Here is a 16,985-nt window from a genome sequence, read left to right as displayed (position 1 = left end):
AATCCGCCACGAATCAATCGGCCACGAACCTTGGGCATCTGAATGGAATCGATTCTGACCAACCGGCGACGGATCGCCGGACGCAACGTCTTCCGCCTGAGGATGGAACACCTCGAGCCCCGGCGACTGCTCGCCGCGATGACGCAATCGGGCCTCTCGCTCGAAGACATGCGCGACGAAATCTCGGGGCAGTTTTCTTCCGCGACGATCATCACCCACGGTTTTCAACTCGACGGCGCCGGCGACTCGCTGATTCCGCTGGCCGATGCGATCGTCGAACGCAACGGCGGGCTGCTGGTCGACTTCGACGTGAACACCGACGGCGGCCCGGGCACGTTCGACCTCTTCGAGAGCGTCTCGAAAACTGGATCCGAACTCGTGCTGCTGTTTGATTGGGGCGACGCCTCCAACAACGACTCCGCCGGATGGGGCGAAGCCGCCGGTGACGCACTCTTCAGCATCGCCGTCGGTCTCGGCATCATCGCCCCCGCCGCGGGCCCCGCCAACACCACCGACCTGCATTTCATCGGACACAGTTTCGGCACCGCGGTCACCAGCGAAGCGGTCGAACGACTCGCAGCATTCGAGATCCCCGTCGACCACCTGACCTATCTCGACCCTCACGACTTCGACCAATCCCGTTTGCCCATCGACGGATCACAAGACCTCGATACGCTCGGTTTGCCCCGGATCAACGAGTCCCCCGTTTACGGCGCCACCGTTTGGGACAACGTCGATTTCGCCGACGTCTACTACCAAACCAACCCACTCGGATTCTTCTCCACCAACCCGGGCGGTCGCCCCATCCCGGGCGCTTACAACGCCTCCGTCACCGCCGAAACATCCGAGGCCTCGTTCCCACATAGTGCGGTCTGGAACGAATACTACCTCGCCTCGATCAACGATCCCTCGTCCACGACCGGTTACGCATTCAGCTCGCGAATCGACAACGCGGTCGACCGACCGGAACCGCGTTTCTACGGCAGCGATCAAGATCACGACCACACGCCCGATGCGATCGTGAACCGCGACAACGGAATGCCCAACTCGACCGGACTCGACGCGAACGGATTGACGTCAGCGCAAATCACCGCGGGACGATGGGCCCCCGCCTGGAACCCGCAAATCAACAATGCAGGTTTCGCGTTTGTGGGCAACCGCAGTAGCGAAGTACCGGGATGGGCCTTCCACTCAGGCGGCGGCAACGCGGAGATCACACCGAACCCCGACGCCGCCCTATCGCTGCAAAGCTCCAACGACTCACGCACTCATAACTGGACCTACATTCCCAACGACATCGCGCTGCTGGATTACGACATCACCATCCCGATCAGCACAACCGGCGGGAGTCTTCAGGTCCTCATCGGCGACACGCTCGTCGACTCGCTCGCGATCGATCAATACACTTCGCTCGAACGAACGCTCGCTGCGAACGGCGGCCTCACGCTTTCTTCTTCAATCGGATCCCACGCGGACTCGGTCAACACCTTGACGTTCCGCCTCACCAACAGCCCATCGGACAACGCCAACATCACCGTCGATGAGGTGCGTTTCGCTCACGAAATCACTTCGCCCATTCGCCCACGCATCATCGTCCCAGCGGCCGTCGCCACGGAACATTTCATCGCAAGCGTCTCGGACAGCGACCTCACGGGGACAGCGATCATTTTCGAAGCGTTGTCCGACGCCACGATCACCGCAACCACAACCAACGCCACGCCATTTGGCCGGTCACTGCACATCGTCGATGCGGACCAAAAATCGGTCGGCAGTCGACAAGGCAACTCCGTTTTTGCCGAAGTCCAGTCAGGAGAAACCTACGCGATCGTGTCGCAAGCTCTCACAACCGATCAAACAATCACACTGCAATCCACCGGCGGCGACACATCCCTCACTCACCTCGCGCCGACCAACATCTTCGAACCCACTGATACAAACGCCAACGGGGAAACAACGGCGGTCGACGCATTACGAGTGATCAATGAACTCAACGCCCGATCCAACGGCAACGACGATCCGAACCGGACCACCGAACCGTTTCTCGATGTCGATGGCGGAGGGTTCATTTCCGAACTCGACGCACTCCGTGTGATCAATTACCTCAACGCGAGAGGACACGCGACAAGCGAACCGATCGAACCGGAACCGCCGACGGACTTCCTTGCAACGCCCGTCCCATTCACGCCAATCCAAACACAGACAAACGCCGCGACCCCACCAACAACGCAGCCCTACATTGACCCCGTGGAAACCGAACTGATTTCGCGACCACTCAACGCCACACCGCCCCCGCTCGCCTCCACCGGTCGACCAGCCTCTCACTTGCAAACCGCGACACCGAAGGAATCACGCCTCGAAGGTGAAGCCGATTCAAACGAGGATCTCACATCGCCGCTTGCAAGTTCTGAATACTCTCTCGAGCCAACGCTTCAGCCCCGGGTGAATAGTCGAACACTTCGACGCTGACCCACCCGTCATATCCGACGTCACGCAGCGACTGCATGATCGGTTGAAACTCAACCTCCCCCATTCCCGGCCCGAGCCGGTTGGGGTCGTTGGCGTGGAAGTGGATCATACGGTCCGCGTGTCGACGAATGATTTGGTCGACCGGTTCGCTCTCGGTACTCATTGCCTTGACGTCCAAGTGCAGGCCGATGTGGTCGTCACCGATCACGTCGATCAGATCGCACCCTTCATCCGCCGTATTGAGAAAGTCACCTTCTTCCGGACCGAGAGGTTCGATCGCAATCCGAACATTTCGCTCATGCAGCGTCGGCACGACATCACGCAGAATCTCCGCCGCGTTGGCGAGTGCCTCCTCCGTGGTCTGCCCCTCAGTTCGATTTCGCTGCACCGGTGAACCGAGCACCATCAAATGCCCACCGAGATCCCCGCAAAGATGCGTGAGTTTTTTGAAGTATTCCGCCGTCCGCTTCCGCGTCTCCTCATCGCGCGTCGTCAGGTGCAACCCCTCGGTGCCAGCGAGCAACCAATGCAACCCGATAATCTCCAACCCGGCATCCTCCACCACTTTCCGATACTCCGTTCGCTCCTCGGCGGAGATTTTGTCAACGTGATCGGCCAACATAAACGGGGCAACTTCCCAGCCCGTGTAACCCAAATCAGCGGTCAAACGAACCGCGTCGGCAAGCGGTGTGTCGCGAAACGTTTCGTTACAAAGTGCAAATCGCATAAAACAGTACTAGAGGAGTATCGTGGAAAACACGCAAACGCGTGACAGCGGGAACGACCACACAAAGTGGCCAGGAACATTCAAAAACAAGAACGCATCCTACGCCCGGCCGAGTCAATTCAACACCGCCTTGGCTGCGGCAAATCGTAAAGGCTCGACGCGACAATTACAAACGCCCATCACGCGCCGCTGGTGACTCGATTGCTGTGGCACGCGACCACGATCCGAATCTCTTCATACGAGACGTCAAATGAGACCGAATCGTCCGAGGCGATCGCCTCGTGAATCGGCTTCAGCCGCCCGTCTTCACTCGCAGAAATGGCAGATTCAATTACCGTGATCTTCTCCGGCGAGACCCACACGGAGGCATCCGTTGATCCGGTCTCGGCGATATAGCTGTTCAGATAACCACGGACCGTCGAAACCGCTCGGCCCACCGACTCGGCCACCTCAGCGATGGTCTTCCCCTGCTCAAAAAGAGCAAACACTTCTTTGAGCGCCGCAGCACCTTTTACGGATTTAGGTCGAGGCGGCTTGGACATCGGTGCCGACGCCCCCACCACGACGGTCACGTCCCGAGAAAGCGAATTCTCTTGGCAATAGGCATCCATTTCGTTCAAGAACAATTCCCCAAACTCGGCGAGCTTGCGTTCTCCGATGCCTTTGATCCTCGCGAGCCCCGCCTGTGATGCCGGACGCGTTCTCGCCAAATCCCGCAACACCGCGTCGCCGAAGATCACGTACGCGGGCACCTTCCGCTGTGCGGCCAACTCACTCCGGCACGCTCGCAACCGATCAAACAATCCTCGATCGACACCCTCCCATGATTCCGCAACCGGCGACCGAGATGAACGCCCGCCAGAAGACTTCGTCGACCGAGTCAACGTCACCGTCCCCTTTCTCTGCAACAGGTCACGCCCCTCGGACGTCAATCGCAGCACGTTGTATTCGCCATATCGCTCCAGAAAACCTTGCGACACCAATTGCTCAACCCATGTCCGTACCGAACTGGCCGACTCGTCACCGAGAAGGTTGTACGTGCTCAGTTGATCGTGCCCGGCCTCCATAATTTTGGCATCGCGTGACCCCGTCAGGACCTTCACCGTGTAGGCAACGCCATACCGTTCTTTCAACCGCACGACACAGGATAAGATTTTTTGAGACAACGTGATCGGATCTTCGACGGTATCGAGTTCCCCGAGGCAAACGTCACAGGCGTTGCAATTTTCAACATCGAACTCTTGGCCAAAGTAATTCACGATCGCCGCGTGCCGACACTTCACTCCCGTGCAGAGATCCGACATTGCGTTAATGTTTTGCATCGCTTCGTCGAAGTTCGATCGGTCCCCCATCTCAAGAATACGCTTCCACGTCATCAGGTCCCCGCCGCTGTAGAGCAAGATGCACTGAGACGCCAATCCGTCACGACCGGCCCGGCCGCTCTCCTGCTGATAATGCTCGATCGACTTCGGCATTCCCGCATGGATCACGAACCGCACATTCGATTTATCGATCCCCATGCCGAAGGCAACTGTCGCGACGATCACGTCGACCTTTTCTCGGATAAACGCGTCCTGATTGTCCTGCCTCGTCTGATCATCGAGCCCCGCGTGATAGGGAAGCGCCGAGATGCCTTCGGCTGCTAACGCCGCGGCAGTCTGCTCGACCTCTTTCCGGGTGATGCAGTAAACGACTCCGGATTCGCCACGATGCTGATCAATGACGTTCATGATTTGCCGCAACGCGTTGTCGCGACGAATCATACGATAAGTCAAGTTCGGCCGATCAAAACTGCCGACGAGCACGCTCGGCGATTCCAAATTCAGTTGTTCGGCAATGTCATCGCGAACCCGCTCCGACGCCGTCGCGGTAAACGCATGCACCGACGCGTCAGGAAACCGTTGCTTTAACGCACGCAGCCCACGGTACTCCGGACGAAAATCATGCCCCCAATTACTAACGCAGTGGGCTTCGTCGATCGCAAAGAACGAGATCGGAACAGTAGTCAGAAAATCGAGCGTTCGATTTGTCAGCAGCCGTTCCGGCGCCAAGTAAAGTAAATCGATTTCACCCTTGCGGATTCTCGCAGCGGTATCACGTTTTTGCTCTTCCGATTGAGTGCTGTTCACGAGCGCCGCGGCCACCCCGTTACTGACCAGCGAATCCACCTGATCCTTCATCAGCGAAATCAGCGGCGAGACCACCACGGCCATGCCTTCACGCACCAACGCGGGCACCTGATAACACAAAGATTTTCCACCGCCGGTCGGCAACACGACGACGCTGTCCCGGCCTTCGATCACATCGGTGACGGCTTCCTCCTGCAACGGGCGGAACTCGTCGAAACCCCATACCCTCCCGAGGACTTGCCGGGCACGACCAATCGAACCATTTTTTTCTAGTTCTGTCCCCTTGTAATCACTCACGGGCGTTCGTTTTACGTTAATCTGTGAGGCCGGGCCTACATCGTTGTGGCTCGCGGGCGGCAAAACCGACTCCCTTAGGGCTCGGTTCTCTCCTGGGGTCGGACCATCGGTCACGGCACTCTCCTTCGCTCGCGAGTTAAATTCGTTCGTCTGGCCAATTATTGTACGAGGAAGTGGCGTTGACGCGAAGTGAGCGACACCGGCCTCCGAATTCAGTGCTCCTTTTCTTCTCTATTGCACAAACTTATCGCTGTTAAACCATGGCCAAGAAAAAACGCCCCTCGACATCGAAGAAGAAGTCGAAAAAGCCTGTGACAAAAAAGGCTGCCAAAAAGAAAGCCGTCAAGAAAACTACTGCTAAGAAAACGACTAAGAAAAAGAAAGCCGTTAAAAAGAAGACGGCAACCAAACGGGCCAAAACCAAGACCCCCACGACCGGTGGCAAGCGAAAGAAAGCCGCCAAGGTTGCCGTCAAACGTTCCGCGAAGAAAACCAGCCGCTCCAGCGCAGCGTCGTTGCCCCGTGGCGTCACCTCCGCTCTCGGCAAAAAGAGCGACCAACAACTCGCCGATGAGTACGGCCTGCCCGTCGCCGCGGTCCGCGCCGAACGACAACGTCGCGCGATCAAACCGTTGCACTGGAACAACTGGACTGAGGAAGCCGACGCGATGCTCGGTACCATGCCCGACGCCGAAGTGGCTAAGAAAGTCGGCCTGACCGTCAACGCCGTCAGCGCTCGACGCCGACGCAATGGCATCGAATCCTACACGCCTTCCACCAAACTGAACCCCCATCAGTGGACGGCGAAGGAACTCAAGTGGCTCGGCAAATTGTCCGATGTCGAAGTCGCACGCCGCGTCGGATTGGACTCCTCCACCGTCGGCGCGAAACGAACTTCGCTGGGAATCTCGCCGCACCGCAAAGGCCGACGCAGCCGCACGTGGAGCAAGAAAGAATTGTCACTGTTGGGAAAAATCCCTGACACACAAATCGCGAAGAAGTACGGAATCCCACGTCGCAAGGTGATCGCGATGCGGCAATCACTCGGAATTCAATCTCCCGTCGTGGCGGCCAACGAAGCCCGGTGGACACCGAAGGTCGTCGCGATGCTCGGCAAACTGTCGGACACCGAAGTCAGCAAACGCACCGGCATCTCGGTCGCATCCGTCCGCGGATACCGTGTCCGTCATGGAATTTCGTCACGCACGACACAGTTCCGATGGACCGACGAAGCGGTCAGCCGCCTCGGGCAAGAACCGGATCAAGACATCGCCGATTCGCTCGAAATCGATGTCATTAAAGTGGCTAGCAAACGCCAATACTTGAAAATCCCCGCCTTCCGCGACGAATAATCGACCGCTGCGTCGAATGCATGCAAGCCAACACGACCGAGTCGGCTATTTAGCCGCCGACTGAGTACGTGCGGGCGCACGCTCGATCGTGCTTATCGGCACGAGATGTTCTCTTGAGAGATGAAACCAATGGTGTCCGGAATTCTTCGCGCTGGCATCCTCACCACCATCACAGGGCTCACGGCGGTGGTCATCGGAATAGGGCCAGCCAGCATTTTCCCGAATTCATCCGCTCAAGATGCGGTCACGGATTCGTCGGTCATGCGACGCTATCACCCCACCGCCGGCAAAGAATTTCTTTACGAGATCACCATGGATCTCGATGGAAAAGGATCGGAGTTCCAGGTTCGCGCCAATTTCAATTGGCAATTAACCTACAACATCCGGCAATCAGACGCCTCCCAATGGACGGCCGACTACACGCTCGAAATTCGTTCAGCGTCCGCCCAAACCGCTCCGAAACTAGGTTTGAAAACGATGCCCCCGCCAACCGGGCGCAGCACAGCATCCAAGGCCGGTTGGGAGAACCTCAACCCGATCATCGGTCGGCTTTATCCTTGCCTCACTAACAAAGTGACAGGCACTTTGGTGGTGAGCTCTCATGGTGAAATCCTTTCCAACTCCGCTGACACTTCACTTCCGGCACGATTCGCACAACTCGCCGAATTGCCGATCCTTCCACTGTCGCCCACCAATGACATCTCTTGGAACCCGATCCGACGCGTGCCTGCTGCCGTGAACGCGGATGGCGCCTCCGCAGAAGCCCGCGAACGCGTTTATGAAATCTTCCGTTCAACCCAGGCCCCAACCCATCCCGAAGCAAAGGCTCACGATACATACCGTCTTTCAATCCTGCACGTCGGATCGGACTACGCCAGCATCGCAAAGTTAACACCGATGCGACGAGGCGAGAGATCGACAGGGCCACGCTCACGGATGCAGTGGTATTTTTCTGGTTTGCTTGCCCTCGACAACGAAACGGGCATGCCGTTCACTTTCCGAGGAGGTGGCGAGTTCATTGACGATCCCGTGAAAGTCCCCGGCATGAAGGCGGGTGAAGTCGTCGAATTGTCCTACACCCGACTGTCGCTCAGGATCCAGCCCGTTGGTGTTGAGTTGGAAGACGTAACCCTCAACGCAGAACAACTCCGCAACGCCCCCAAACTGCCGCAGAAATTTGAACGCCTCTATCCACTCACAAAACAGCGACGCGACATCGTCATGCGGATCATTCAACGGTCCCGAAAACTGCCAACGAGCAGCCTGTCACTGCTCAAAATGTCGTATCCGGCGTGGACGGATCAAGAGTTGATGTCTCAACTCAAGCGACTCAACAGCCCCGAAAGCCAAGAAATCCTCAGCTACTGGACGGAGATCAGCCGCGACGCACGAGAGAAGCCGAGAACTTGGAAAACCGCGGTAGGGTCGTTCTCCGTCGAAGCCTACCTCGTCAAAACCGATCGACTCAACGTCACGCTCCGGCGAGTCGAAAACCAAAAAGAAGTCGTCGTCCCTCTCGATCGCCTCTCAGACGATGACAAACAATTCGCCAACGCGTTCGGCTACGCAGCCGAATAGCCAATCTATTTCGGCTGCGAAAACGCTCGACGCGAGTTTAACGAACGTCTGCACGCATCGAAAGAGCGGCGTGAGAGTTGCTCGGCGATCATTTCTGACGCCGTCAAAATTCGCCGAACATGGCGGATGCATCTCCATCTTTGGCATTCTCAGATCAAACGGACTCGCCTCGACGCCGCACCGATCGAGTGCATCACCGCTGGGACACGACTTCCCACACACGCCACGAAAACCAGCCTCCGCAAAAGCGATAATTGAAAAACCAAACCATGACCAATCTCAAACAACAAACCGATGCCCAGATCGCCAAGACTCGCCAAGCGAAACCGGAATTCATGAAATCGGTCGACGACCTTCTCGCGTCGGCAAATGAGTTTCAACAGGGAGCCAACGCAGTCGCGATCGGAGGCGTGGCTCCCTCGTTCGAACTCCCCGATGCACGCGGCAAAAACGTGTCGCTCAACGACCTGCTTCAACGCGGCCCCGTCGTCGTCACCTTCTATCGCGGAAACTGGTGCCCGTACTGCAATCTGCAACTCCGAGCGATGCAGGAACGGCTCCCCGAACTTCACAACCTCGGTGCCGAATTGGTCGCGATCAGTCCGCAGATGCCTGACGAATCATTGTCGCAAACCGAGCGAGACGGCCTCGGTTTCGTCGTCCTTTCCGATCAAGACGCACGCGTGGCCGAACAATACGGCGTCGCCTGGCAAGTTCCCGATCTCTTGCTCGATCACATGAAGAAAGATCGCGGACTCGAACTCGCACAGATCAACAACGGCAACGGTAACGTCCTTCCCATCCCGGCGACCTTCGTCCTCTCCAACGATGGCGTGGTCACATGGCGATATGTCAACGTCGACTACCGAACCCGAGCCGAGCCCGACGACATCATCGCAGCTCTCCAAAAACTCAGTATCCCGTCGCCTCAATAGTTTCTCGCAAACTCACGTCGTGCGACTTCACATTCCCGGAAAATCCACACACCGGGCGAACGAGATGTCGCGCTCCTTTGATCGCGAAACTCACAGAATTTCTTCTCGTCGTTAGGGAAGATACGAAGGCTGCGGGTATCTCGCGTTCACACGCTCAGAATGATATCGCCCCCCCGCATCCTTGAAAAATTTCCGGAACACCTTGGATCGATACGCGTCTTTGTTGGGTGGATTCGGCCGAAACTCGTCGCGCTGGAAACCAATACCCTCAAACGGGATTGGCTTAAAACCCGGCATCGGACGGAAACCCTGTTTCATCCTGAAATCGAGTTTCGGAACGCTCGCAAAAGCGTTGAGGTCGATCTCCTCTGGCAAAAGAAACGATCCGTTCTTCGGCAGATCCTTGAACTGCCCAATCGCGTTACTTTCCATCCCCTCGACCGTGCCGTCCCCACCATGGATGTGAAAAGGCTCTCGGACCTCATGGACATAGTTCAAGTTGACTTGACAAAACGTCTGCGAGAACGGGTTCGTTTCGATCGTCTCCGCGAGCCGAGGAAACTCATCGATCCAGGGACTTTTTTCCCAACCCCTCTCTCCCAGCAATCGGTTCAATAGATAGATGTTGTCCCCTTTGTCACCATGCGGTAAATCCCGTCCAAATTTCTCCAGACTCTTCCATTCATCGGCGATTTCTTGGGGCGTGATTGCACGCTTGTTCGTCCACCACATCACGCTGCCTTTCAAAGTGATGTTGTTTTGAAAGGAGTTCAGCGGCCCCGCAAATTGACCGCCGCCGCGTCCCGAGCGATAGAAAACGTTGCCATAAATCTGCAGCCCCATCCCGCCATCGTCATTTCGAAACGGGAAGACCGGGTGCCCCCCGGGCTCGAGCAAATGATGAACGAAGTTGTACCGCACGACGTTATTCATCATGTGCCATTTGGCACCGCAATACGCGACGTTGAAATCGCCCATCTCATAACCGATGTTGAAAAACTCGTTGTATTCCAACAACGCATCGACCGTGTCGTAGTTCACCGCACCGTTCATGTCATGCAAAACATTATGCGCGAAGTAGATCCCAACACCGCTGAGACCGATCATTCCGTATCCACGCCTGCGGCAGGAATGAATGTCATTGTTGGTAGCAAAGTTGTAGCAACGTTCTAGCTGACGAACATTTCCGCCCGAGATACTAAACGCGGACTCGAGGTCATGAAACTCACACCCCGTGATCCCGTTATGAGAGCCTCCCTCGATCGACACTCCCTTGCTGTATCCGTTCCGGACTCGACACCCTCCGATCAAATTGTATTCACCACCTGAGATTCGCACCCCGAGACGCCCTGAGTTCTCGAGTGTGAGATTGAGCAGCGTAACGTACGACGTCCCCCGCAAATCGATCATCAACTCATCCGCGGATTCCCCGTCTCCCGATCGGCTCGACTCCGCCGCCGCACTCCCGAGCACGACCATGCTCGAACGCTCCGGATGAAATCCAGGAATCGGCCACACGAATAATCGCTTTTCGTTGCGATCAAAATACCACTCGCCCGGTTCGTCCAGTTCCGCCAACACGTTTACCAACCGGACTCGCCGTGGAATCGAATGAATCTTCTGTGCGATCCCATATCGCGTGTAACGCAGTAACTGAATCTCGCCTTCGTTGACCCCGCCAATCGGCTCGGCTTGAAAATACCAATCATTGTGCAGATAGCCTTGAACCTGCATGTCGCCGGTCCGCTCAAACTCCTTCGCGACCATCGGAGACAATGATTCGCGTGTATTGAAAATTCCGCCCGTTGGGTTCTCCTTGCTGTAGGCGACCGGTGCTTCGCCAGGCCCCAAGTGCCGCGTCTTTGGCCCCTCTTCAATCACTTGATCAATGTGGTTGTATCCGCGGTTGGGCCATTGAGCCAACGGCAACAAATGCCCGTCCATCGAGAGCATTCCGTAATTGCCTTCACCGGGAAGACTCGCCGCGACCTCGTCGGACACCTTCATCGACATCACTCGTCCACGCGCCGACGGATGCAGCCATGTCAAAACGCCGCTGTCCTCAACAACCTTCAATTCTCTCGCAGGCAATGGCTGTCCACTCGACAGGATCACGGTGTCGGTACTCTGTCCGCGATAGACAATCGGAGCGTGATCCGTTCCGGAATCCTGCTCTTCGAGAACGAACGTTTTTCCACGAGTGTAGTTCCCCGCTAGCAAACGGATCTGCACGCCTCCGTCTGGCAACCCATCGGTCTTCTTAAGCTCACGAACCGCATCACGAGCCGCTTCCAAGCTGTGGAAAGGGCGTTCGCGGGACCCGTCCCCTTCTTCGCCCGATGGAGAAACATAAAAACTCTTTCCTGGCACCCTAATGGGCGCAAGTTGATTCTCAATGAATCGCTGATTGTATTCAGGAAACGAATGTGCCGGCTGTTCGATCGCCTGACCGTTCGCGGCCACGGCAAGACTCAAACTTAAAACCGAGAAAACGACGCGTGCGTACATTTTATTTGGTGGGATTGGGAGGCAGGACGACTGCGAGACAGTCGCTGGGATCGGCCGATACGGCCAGGAGGGGAAGCGCAATTAAACTCCAAGAAGAGGTGCTTTTCTACCGGGGCAACACGCGACCCAATGACTCCCCTTCTAACAACCCCGCCGAGTGATCGCCCTGATCGCATGCGCGTTGGACGCTCGCCAACGCCTCAACGAACCGAACCCGATCTATTGACTTCGCGACTGCGTAATTCGTTTACGCGATCAGCCCTCTCTAAAGACTCAATTGCCACCGTCCGTCGGGAAGATACCTAATCGATAGGCTTTGTTAACGGCTGCCGGCGCGTTTTGGACATCGAGTTTTTCATAGACTCGACGGATATACGTGGCCACGCTACTAACACTGATATCGAGTTGATGTGCGACCTCTTTTTTCACCAACCCTTCGCTTAGCAAGCGAAGAATTTCTAATTCCCGTTGCGAAAGCGAATGCAACAACTCGGGCTGCTTGACGCTCGATTGCAATGTATCCAATACATACTTCGCCACACCGCTGTCCAGCATCGCCCCACCGGACGCCACCGTGCGGATCGCATCGACAATTTGGGTCACGGTCGATGATTTCAGTAGGTATCCCGACGCTCCCTCTCGAATCGCCCGCAACACATCAGCCTCTTTGCCCGACTGCGTCAGGATCACGACCTTCGTTTCGGGCGTGATGGAACGAAACGCGGGCAACACGTCCAAACCGGAATCGCCCGGCAAGTTCAGATCCAACAAAATTAAGTCAGGCATCTCACGGTGACCACTGTGCTGCAGCACCGACAACGCCCGCTCGGACGAACCGACCTGATCGGCCAACTCAATATCGGGCTCATCCTCGAGAGCCAATTGAATGACTTCGCGGTACTCAGGGTGGTCTTCGACCAACATCACTCGAATTCGATTATTCATGTTGCTGCCTATTTGCGGCGTCCCCATTTCCGGGTACGCAGATTGAGTTCAATGTGTGTCCCACCTTCGCTGGGATGCTTCGCGGTGACCTGGGCACCGAGCAACCGTGCTCGACGTTGCAGCGATGGGGGAACCTTGTTCGCCAATGGAGCCGTCAGTCCGTGCCCGTTATCGCTCACCACCAGCGAAAGATCACTCCCCGACGCGGTCAAATGCGCGTCGAATTGAGTCGCCTGACTATGACGACTGATATTCACCAAACACTCTTTGTAAAACAGAAATAAGTCCGCTCGCGTACGGGGGCCGAGTCGTTTGAGGACGTCCGCGTCTCCCTCGAACGATAACTCACCATCGATGTCGGCCATGATCCGCTGTGTCGTACGTTGCATGTCTTCGTACAAATCTTGGTACAGTCCCTTGGCTTCCAAGATGTTCGTGCAGTACTGCACCGCCGTTCCCGATCGCTCCGTCATGACGCGAATCCGCTGATGCAGACTCTTCAATTTTTTCGGCGAACCAACCGCGGCCTGCGCGAGATCGCCGAGCAACCCGATCACGTGCAAGTTCGCGCCGAGCTCATCGTGAAGGTCCGCTGCAAATCGCTCCTTCAAGTTCGCCAACTGACGCATGCGAACCACTCGGTCAATCATGATCGTGACACCAATACCGACGGCCAGCAACACAGCCAACCACGTTAACCACGTCAGGTGAACTTTCTGTTGCGAGTAACGTCGATTCAGTTCTTCTGCCACGTACGGACGCTCGGTCTCTAACTCATGCCGAAGCGCTAATTCAATCATCCATTCGCGGATCGGCAGAATCGTACCATAGAAATTCCGACCGTCGGTCAACGCCGACAAAGGTCGCATTGGGTTATAGACGACGAAATTGGCCTCGAAGGGGAGTTCAGCGGCCACGTTCTTCTCATCAGAAAACAACTCGATTTCGGCAAACCCGATCCGGGGAGTTAGCTTGCCACCTCGCATGATCGCGTCGGGCTCGATCGCAGTCAAACGCACATAGCGACACGGTGTTTTGGGAAACCGACGCATGATGATCGGGCCCAAATCGTAAACCGTGGGGAAGTCAAATTCTTGCAACAGCACCGCGTCTGAAAAATCCGGCTGATTGGCTCCTTCCAACCGCATCTGTTTTGGAATACCGATGCCATCTCGGTTTGCTTGCGGGATCGTATCACTCAAGTCGATCGCATGAAGATGGATACGATTCAGTGGCCTCGTCGCACCCAGATCGATCGTAAATTCGTAGTCGCCATCCGCTGCACCTTCACGCAAAAACGCAATGCTCTGCTCGCCTTCCCGGGCGTCCATCAGATACGGGACGAAACCGTCGACGAGGTATCGACGGTGTCTGCCCTCGGCCACTGAACTCGAAGAGGTTCGCACCGGTCGGCTTTGCGCCACGTTCTCATCGCCGCTGAACACGAACAGCTCTGATAGCTGGAACACGTATTGCGAATCCCACAAACGAGGCGACAACTCGATCGCCTCCACCCGCACCCACGATGCGATAATCCCGGGACACTCCACCACCAGCGGTGCGATTCGAGGCAACAAACGGTCTTCGGCGGAATAACTCGCCACGACCGTTCCCTCGGAGTCGCCATCGGTCCCCACCACAACACGAAACTCAATCGGAAAACCGTCCGCACGCAACCCTGTCTTCGTGTCACGCCAAATCGTCGGCACCAATGCGATGTAATGAACCGGCACCGCCTCAGCCAACTCAACCTCAAACCACTCCGCGTGATGCGGATCCGATCGCACCGACGAACGGATGCCGACCGCACCGACCCCACTGCGAAGACTGATCGGACACAACCATTCGAGTTGGCTATCGATCGTTTCGAGACGCCGTTCCAATTCGGTCAGCGAAAGTTTGCTCAACTGCAACTTCAATTCACGAACAGGAATCGGCTTGGCACCGACCGTTCCATACAATCCGGCATCCGCGTGCGCAACACGCAGACCCGCGTAATGAGCAACAAACAGAAGGCATAGCAACAGCAGCGAGAGACGGTATCGAACCATTGACTCATTCTATCGTGGAACGATCTTCTGATGTCATCCGCGGCGAGGACCGACCGGGCAGTAAACGATGCGGTACGATAACAAAATCGATCCCCGCCGACGATCACGCCCGAGACGTCGATGCGTCCGCAAGAGCCCGCGTGAATCAGCATGTGCGCCGTTGCCGTATCGACACTAGCACCTAGGTAATTCTGTCTCGAGACAATGCAGTTACAGGTTGACGCTGGGCAGTTACAAGATGACGCTGGAACGAGATTATCACGGCGATCATCTCCCGACGGTCACCGCATCGCCGGTCTTCAAGAAATGGAGCACGGTGATCGAAGCCTCCTCTCCGCAGCCTCCTCTCCGTAGCCCACACGCGATCACGGACTGCTATCACGGGCAACCGACTGACGCCCCCGCCACCGAAGTGAACAAACACATCTTTTCCGCCTGGCGGAACAGCTCCTCACTGCGGCATTGCCAAAACGCGCAAGTGGCCACCTATCCCACCTAATCAGCCAGGTTGGTCCCCGCACCAGTCAAATAAATACGTTTTGTCATCCGAACAGACGACAGACGGAATCCCACACGAGGGGTAAAATGCGTCCATAAGACGCAACCTAGGCACAACAACACTTCATTACCAATCCATTCCCAAACGAGCCCGCGATTCAGAGCTGGAGGATATCGCGGGAGGGATTCGCTCAGGTGGTGCAACGTTCGAACGAAGACCCTGGTTCGTTTAACTCTCTTCTTCAAGGTTTCTTATTATGACTCAGTCAAAAATTCGACGCGGCTTCACGCTGGTGGAATTACTCGTCGTCATCGCAATTATTGGTGTTTTGGTCGGGCTTCTTCTCCCCGCGGTCCAAGCGGCACGAGAGGCGGCACGGCGAATGAGCTGCAGCAACAATTTCAAGCAAATTGGGCTCGCCATTCACAACTATCACTCCGCCTACAAACAATTGCCAACACACGGCACCGGAACCCAACCCTTGGTCGGCGCGAACAACACCGTCAACGGCCCTTGGGCCTCCTGGCGATCATCCGACCAAGGCAACCGTTACCGCCTCAGCATGCTCGTGGGCATCACACCGTTTATTGAGCAACAAGCACTGTGGGAACAGATATCCAATCCCACCGGAACAACATACCCGGCAATGGGACCGACTCCTGATCGTTTGGCGTACGGACCATGGGCAACCGACATTCCGGGATTCCGCTGCCCGAGCGATCCGGGCCAAGGCCTCCCCGCACTCGGACGGACGAACTATGCCGCATGCGTCGGCGACTCGATCGTTGCCCAGAACAACGGCCCCTGGAACGGCAACCGGACAAACAAAAACGGCCAAGAAGGAGCTCGAGCCGCACACCGCGGATTCTTCAAGCCGGTAGACCGGACTCGATTCCGTGATTGCCTCGACGGCTTGTCCAACACGATCGCCGCTGGAGAAATTGCCACCGCACTTGGTGACGACGACAAACGGACTGTCGGCTGGCGTGACAATTCGAACCGAACACCAACGTTTGGTCAGGTTCGTAACAACCCATCGGCGTGCGTTGGCAAAGTCCTCCCTGATCGTCCTCAATTCTGGGATCCGGCTCATACCGTCAACGTCAATGCGACCCACGGACGCGGTTACAAATGGGCTGACTTCCAACCCCTTTACACGGGCTGCATGACGATCCTTCCGCCTAACCGCGAACTCTGCGGTGCCTACAACGCAGCGGGCACGACGATGGTCGCGACCATGTCCAGCCGGCACCAAGGCGGTGCCCATGTTTTGATGGGAGACGGTGCGATCAAATTCATCACCGACTCGATCGAAGCGGGCAACCCGAAAGCTCGCAACATTTGGCTGAACAACAAGCCCGGCTCGCAAAGCCCCTATGGGCTCTGGGGTGCTCTCGGTACCCGGGCCTCCAAAGAAGTTATCGAATCCGAGTTTTAGAAACTCGTGACGAACGCTCGGCCTCAAATTTCATTTGGGCCGGGCGTTGATTTTCTCACT

General features: G+C 56.5%; 11 protein-coding genes. 6 read left to right on the top strand and 5 right to left on the bottom strand.

Annotated elements, in window-relative coordinates:
• The first annotated feature begins 42 nt into the window (after window positions 1-42).
• Entirely contained in the window at window positions 43-2,466 is a 2,424-nt protein-coding gene (locus FHS27_RS17865; protein ID WP_184306244.1) for a dockerin type I domain-containing protein, read from the top strand.
• Here the strand turns inward: FHS27_RS17865 and FHS27_RS17860 are convergent.
• Window positions 2,384-3,193 (bottom strand): sugar phosphate isomerase/epimerase family protein, encoded by an 810-nt coding sequence (locus tag FHS27_RS17860; RefSeq protein ID WP_184306243.1) that lies wholly within the window; start codon window positions 3,191-3,193, stop codon window positions 2,384-2,386. The genes FHS27_RS17865 and FHS27_RS17860 overlap by 83 nt on opposite strands.
• A gap of 179 nt (window positions 3,194-3,372) precedes the next feature.
• Entirely contained in the window at window positions 3,373-5,619 is a 2,247-nt protein-coding gene (gene recQ / locus FHS27_RS17855) for a DNA helicase RecQ (protein WP_184306242.1), read from the bottom strand.
• 260 nt (window positions 5,620-5,879) lie between these two features.
• Between recQ and FHS27_RS17850 the strand changes: the two genes are divergently transcribed.
• The 3 genes from FHS27_RS17850 to FHS27_RS17840 all read left to right on the top strand — a co-directional run bounded on the left by FHS27_RS17850 (window position 5,880) and on the right by FHS27_RS17840 (window position 9,484).
• Window positions 5,880-6,971, top strand: a complete 1,092-nt coding sequence (locus tag FHS27_RS17850; RefSeq protein WP_184306241.1) for a DNA-binding protein — start codon at window positions 5,880-5,882, stop codon at window positions 6,969-6,971.
• Between the two features lie 129 nt (window positions 6,972-7,100).
• Window positions 7,101-8,549 carry an SHD1 domain-containing protein gene (locus FHS27_RS17845; RefSeq protein ID WP_184306240.1) on the top strand — a complete coding sequence of 483 codons (1,449 nt, stop codon included), beginning with the start codon at window positions 7,101-7,103 and terminating at the stop codon, window positions 8,547-8,549.
• Window positions 8,550-8,818: 269 nt separating this feature from the next.
• Entirely contained in the window at window positions 8,819-9,484 is a 666-nt protein-coding gene (locus tag FHS27_RS17840) for a peroxiredoxin-like family protein (protein ID WP_184306239.1), read from the top strand.
• A 111-nt stretch (window positions 9,485-9,595) separates the two neighbouring features.
• Here the strand turns inward: FHS27_RS17840 and FHS27_RS17835 are convergent, their stop codons facing one another.
• The 3 genes from FHS27_RS17835 to FHS27_RS17825 all read right to left on the bottom strand — a co-directional run bounded on the left by FHS27_RS17835 (window position 9,596) and on the right by FHS27_RS17825 (window position 14,988).
• Window positions 9,596-11,947 (bottom strand): right-handed parallel beta-helix repeat-containing protein, encoded by a 2,352-nt coding sequence (locus FHS27_RS17835; protein WP_315854611.1) that lies wholly within the window; start codon window positions 11,945-11,947, stop codon window positions 9,596-9,598.
• 318 nt (window positions 11,948-12,265) lie between these two features.
• Entirely contained in the window at window positions 12,266-12,937 is a 672-nt protein-coding gene (locus tag FHS27_RS17830) for a response regulator (RefSeq protein ID WP_184306237.1), read from the bottom strand.
• A gap of 8 nt (window positions 12,938-12,945) precedes the next feature.
• Window positions 12,946-14,988 (bottom strand): sensor histidine kinase, encoded by a 2,043-nt coding sequence (locus FHS27_RS17825; RefSeq protein ID WP_184306236.1) that lies wholly within the window; start codon window positions 14,986-14,988, stop codon window positions 12,946-12,948.
• Window positions 14,989-15,226: 238 nt separating this feature from the next.
• Here FHS27_RS17825 and FHS27_RS17820 point away from each other — a divergent pair, with 238 nt between their 5' ends.
• Both FHS27_RS17820 and FHS27_RS17815 read left to right on the top strand, forming a co-directional pair.
• Complete coding sequence (locus FHS27_RS17820; protein ID WP_184306235.1) at window positions 15,227-15,487, top strand: hypothetical protein; 261 nt, start codon at window positions 15,227-15,229, stop codon at window positions 15,485-15,487.
• A gap of 256 nt (window positions 15,488-15,743) precedes the next feature.
• A complete protein-coding gene (locus FHS27_RS17815; RefSeq protein ID WP_184306234.1) occupies window positions 15,744-16,925 on the top strand; it encodes a DUF1559 domain-containing protein in 1,182 nt (393 codons plus the stop codon).
• Window positions 16,926-16,985 lie beyond the last annotated feature (60 nt).

Origin of the sequence: Aporhodopirellula rubra (genome assembly GCF_014192335.1) — a bacterium.
Taxonomy (GTDB): Bacteria; Planctomycetota; Planctomycetia; order Pirellulales; family Pirellulaceae; genus Rhodopirellula; species Rhodopirellula rubra.
This window is presented reverse-complemented; position numbering and strand designations above follow the sequence as displayed.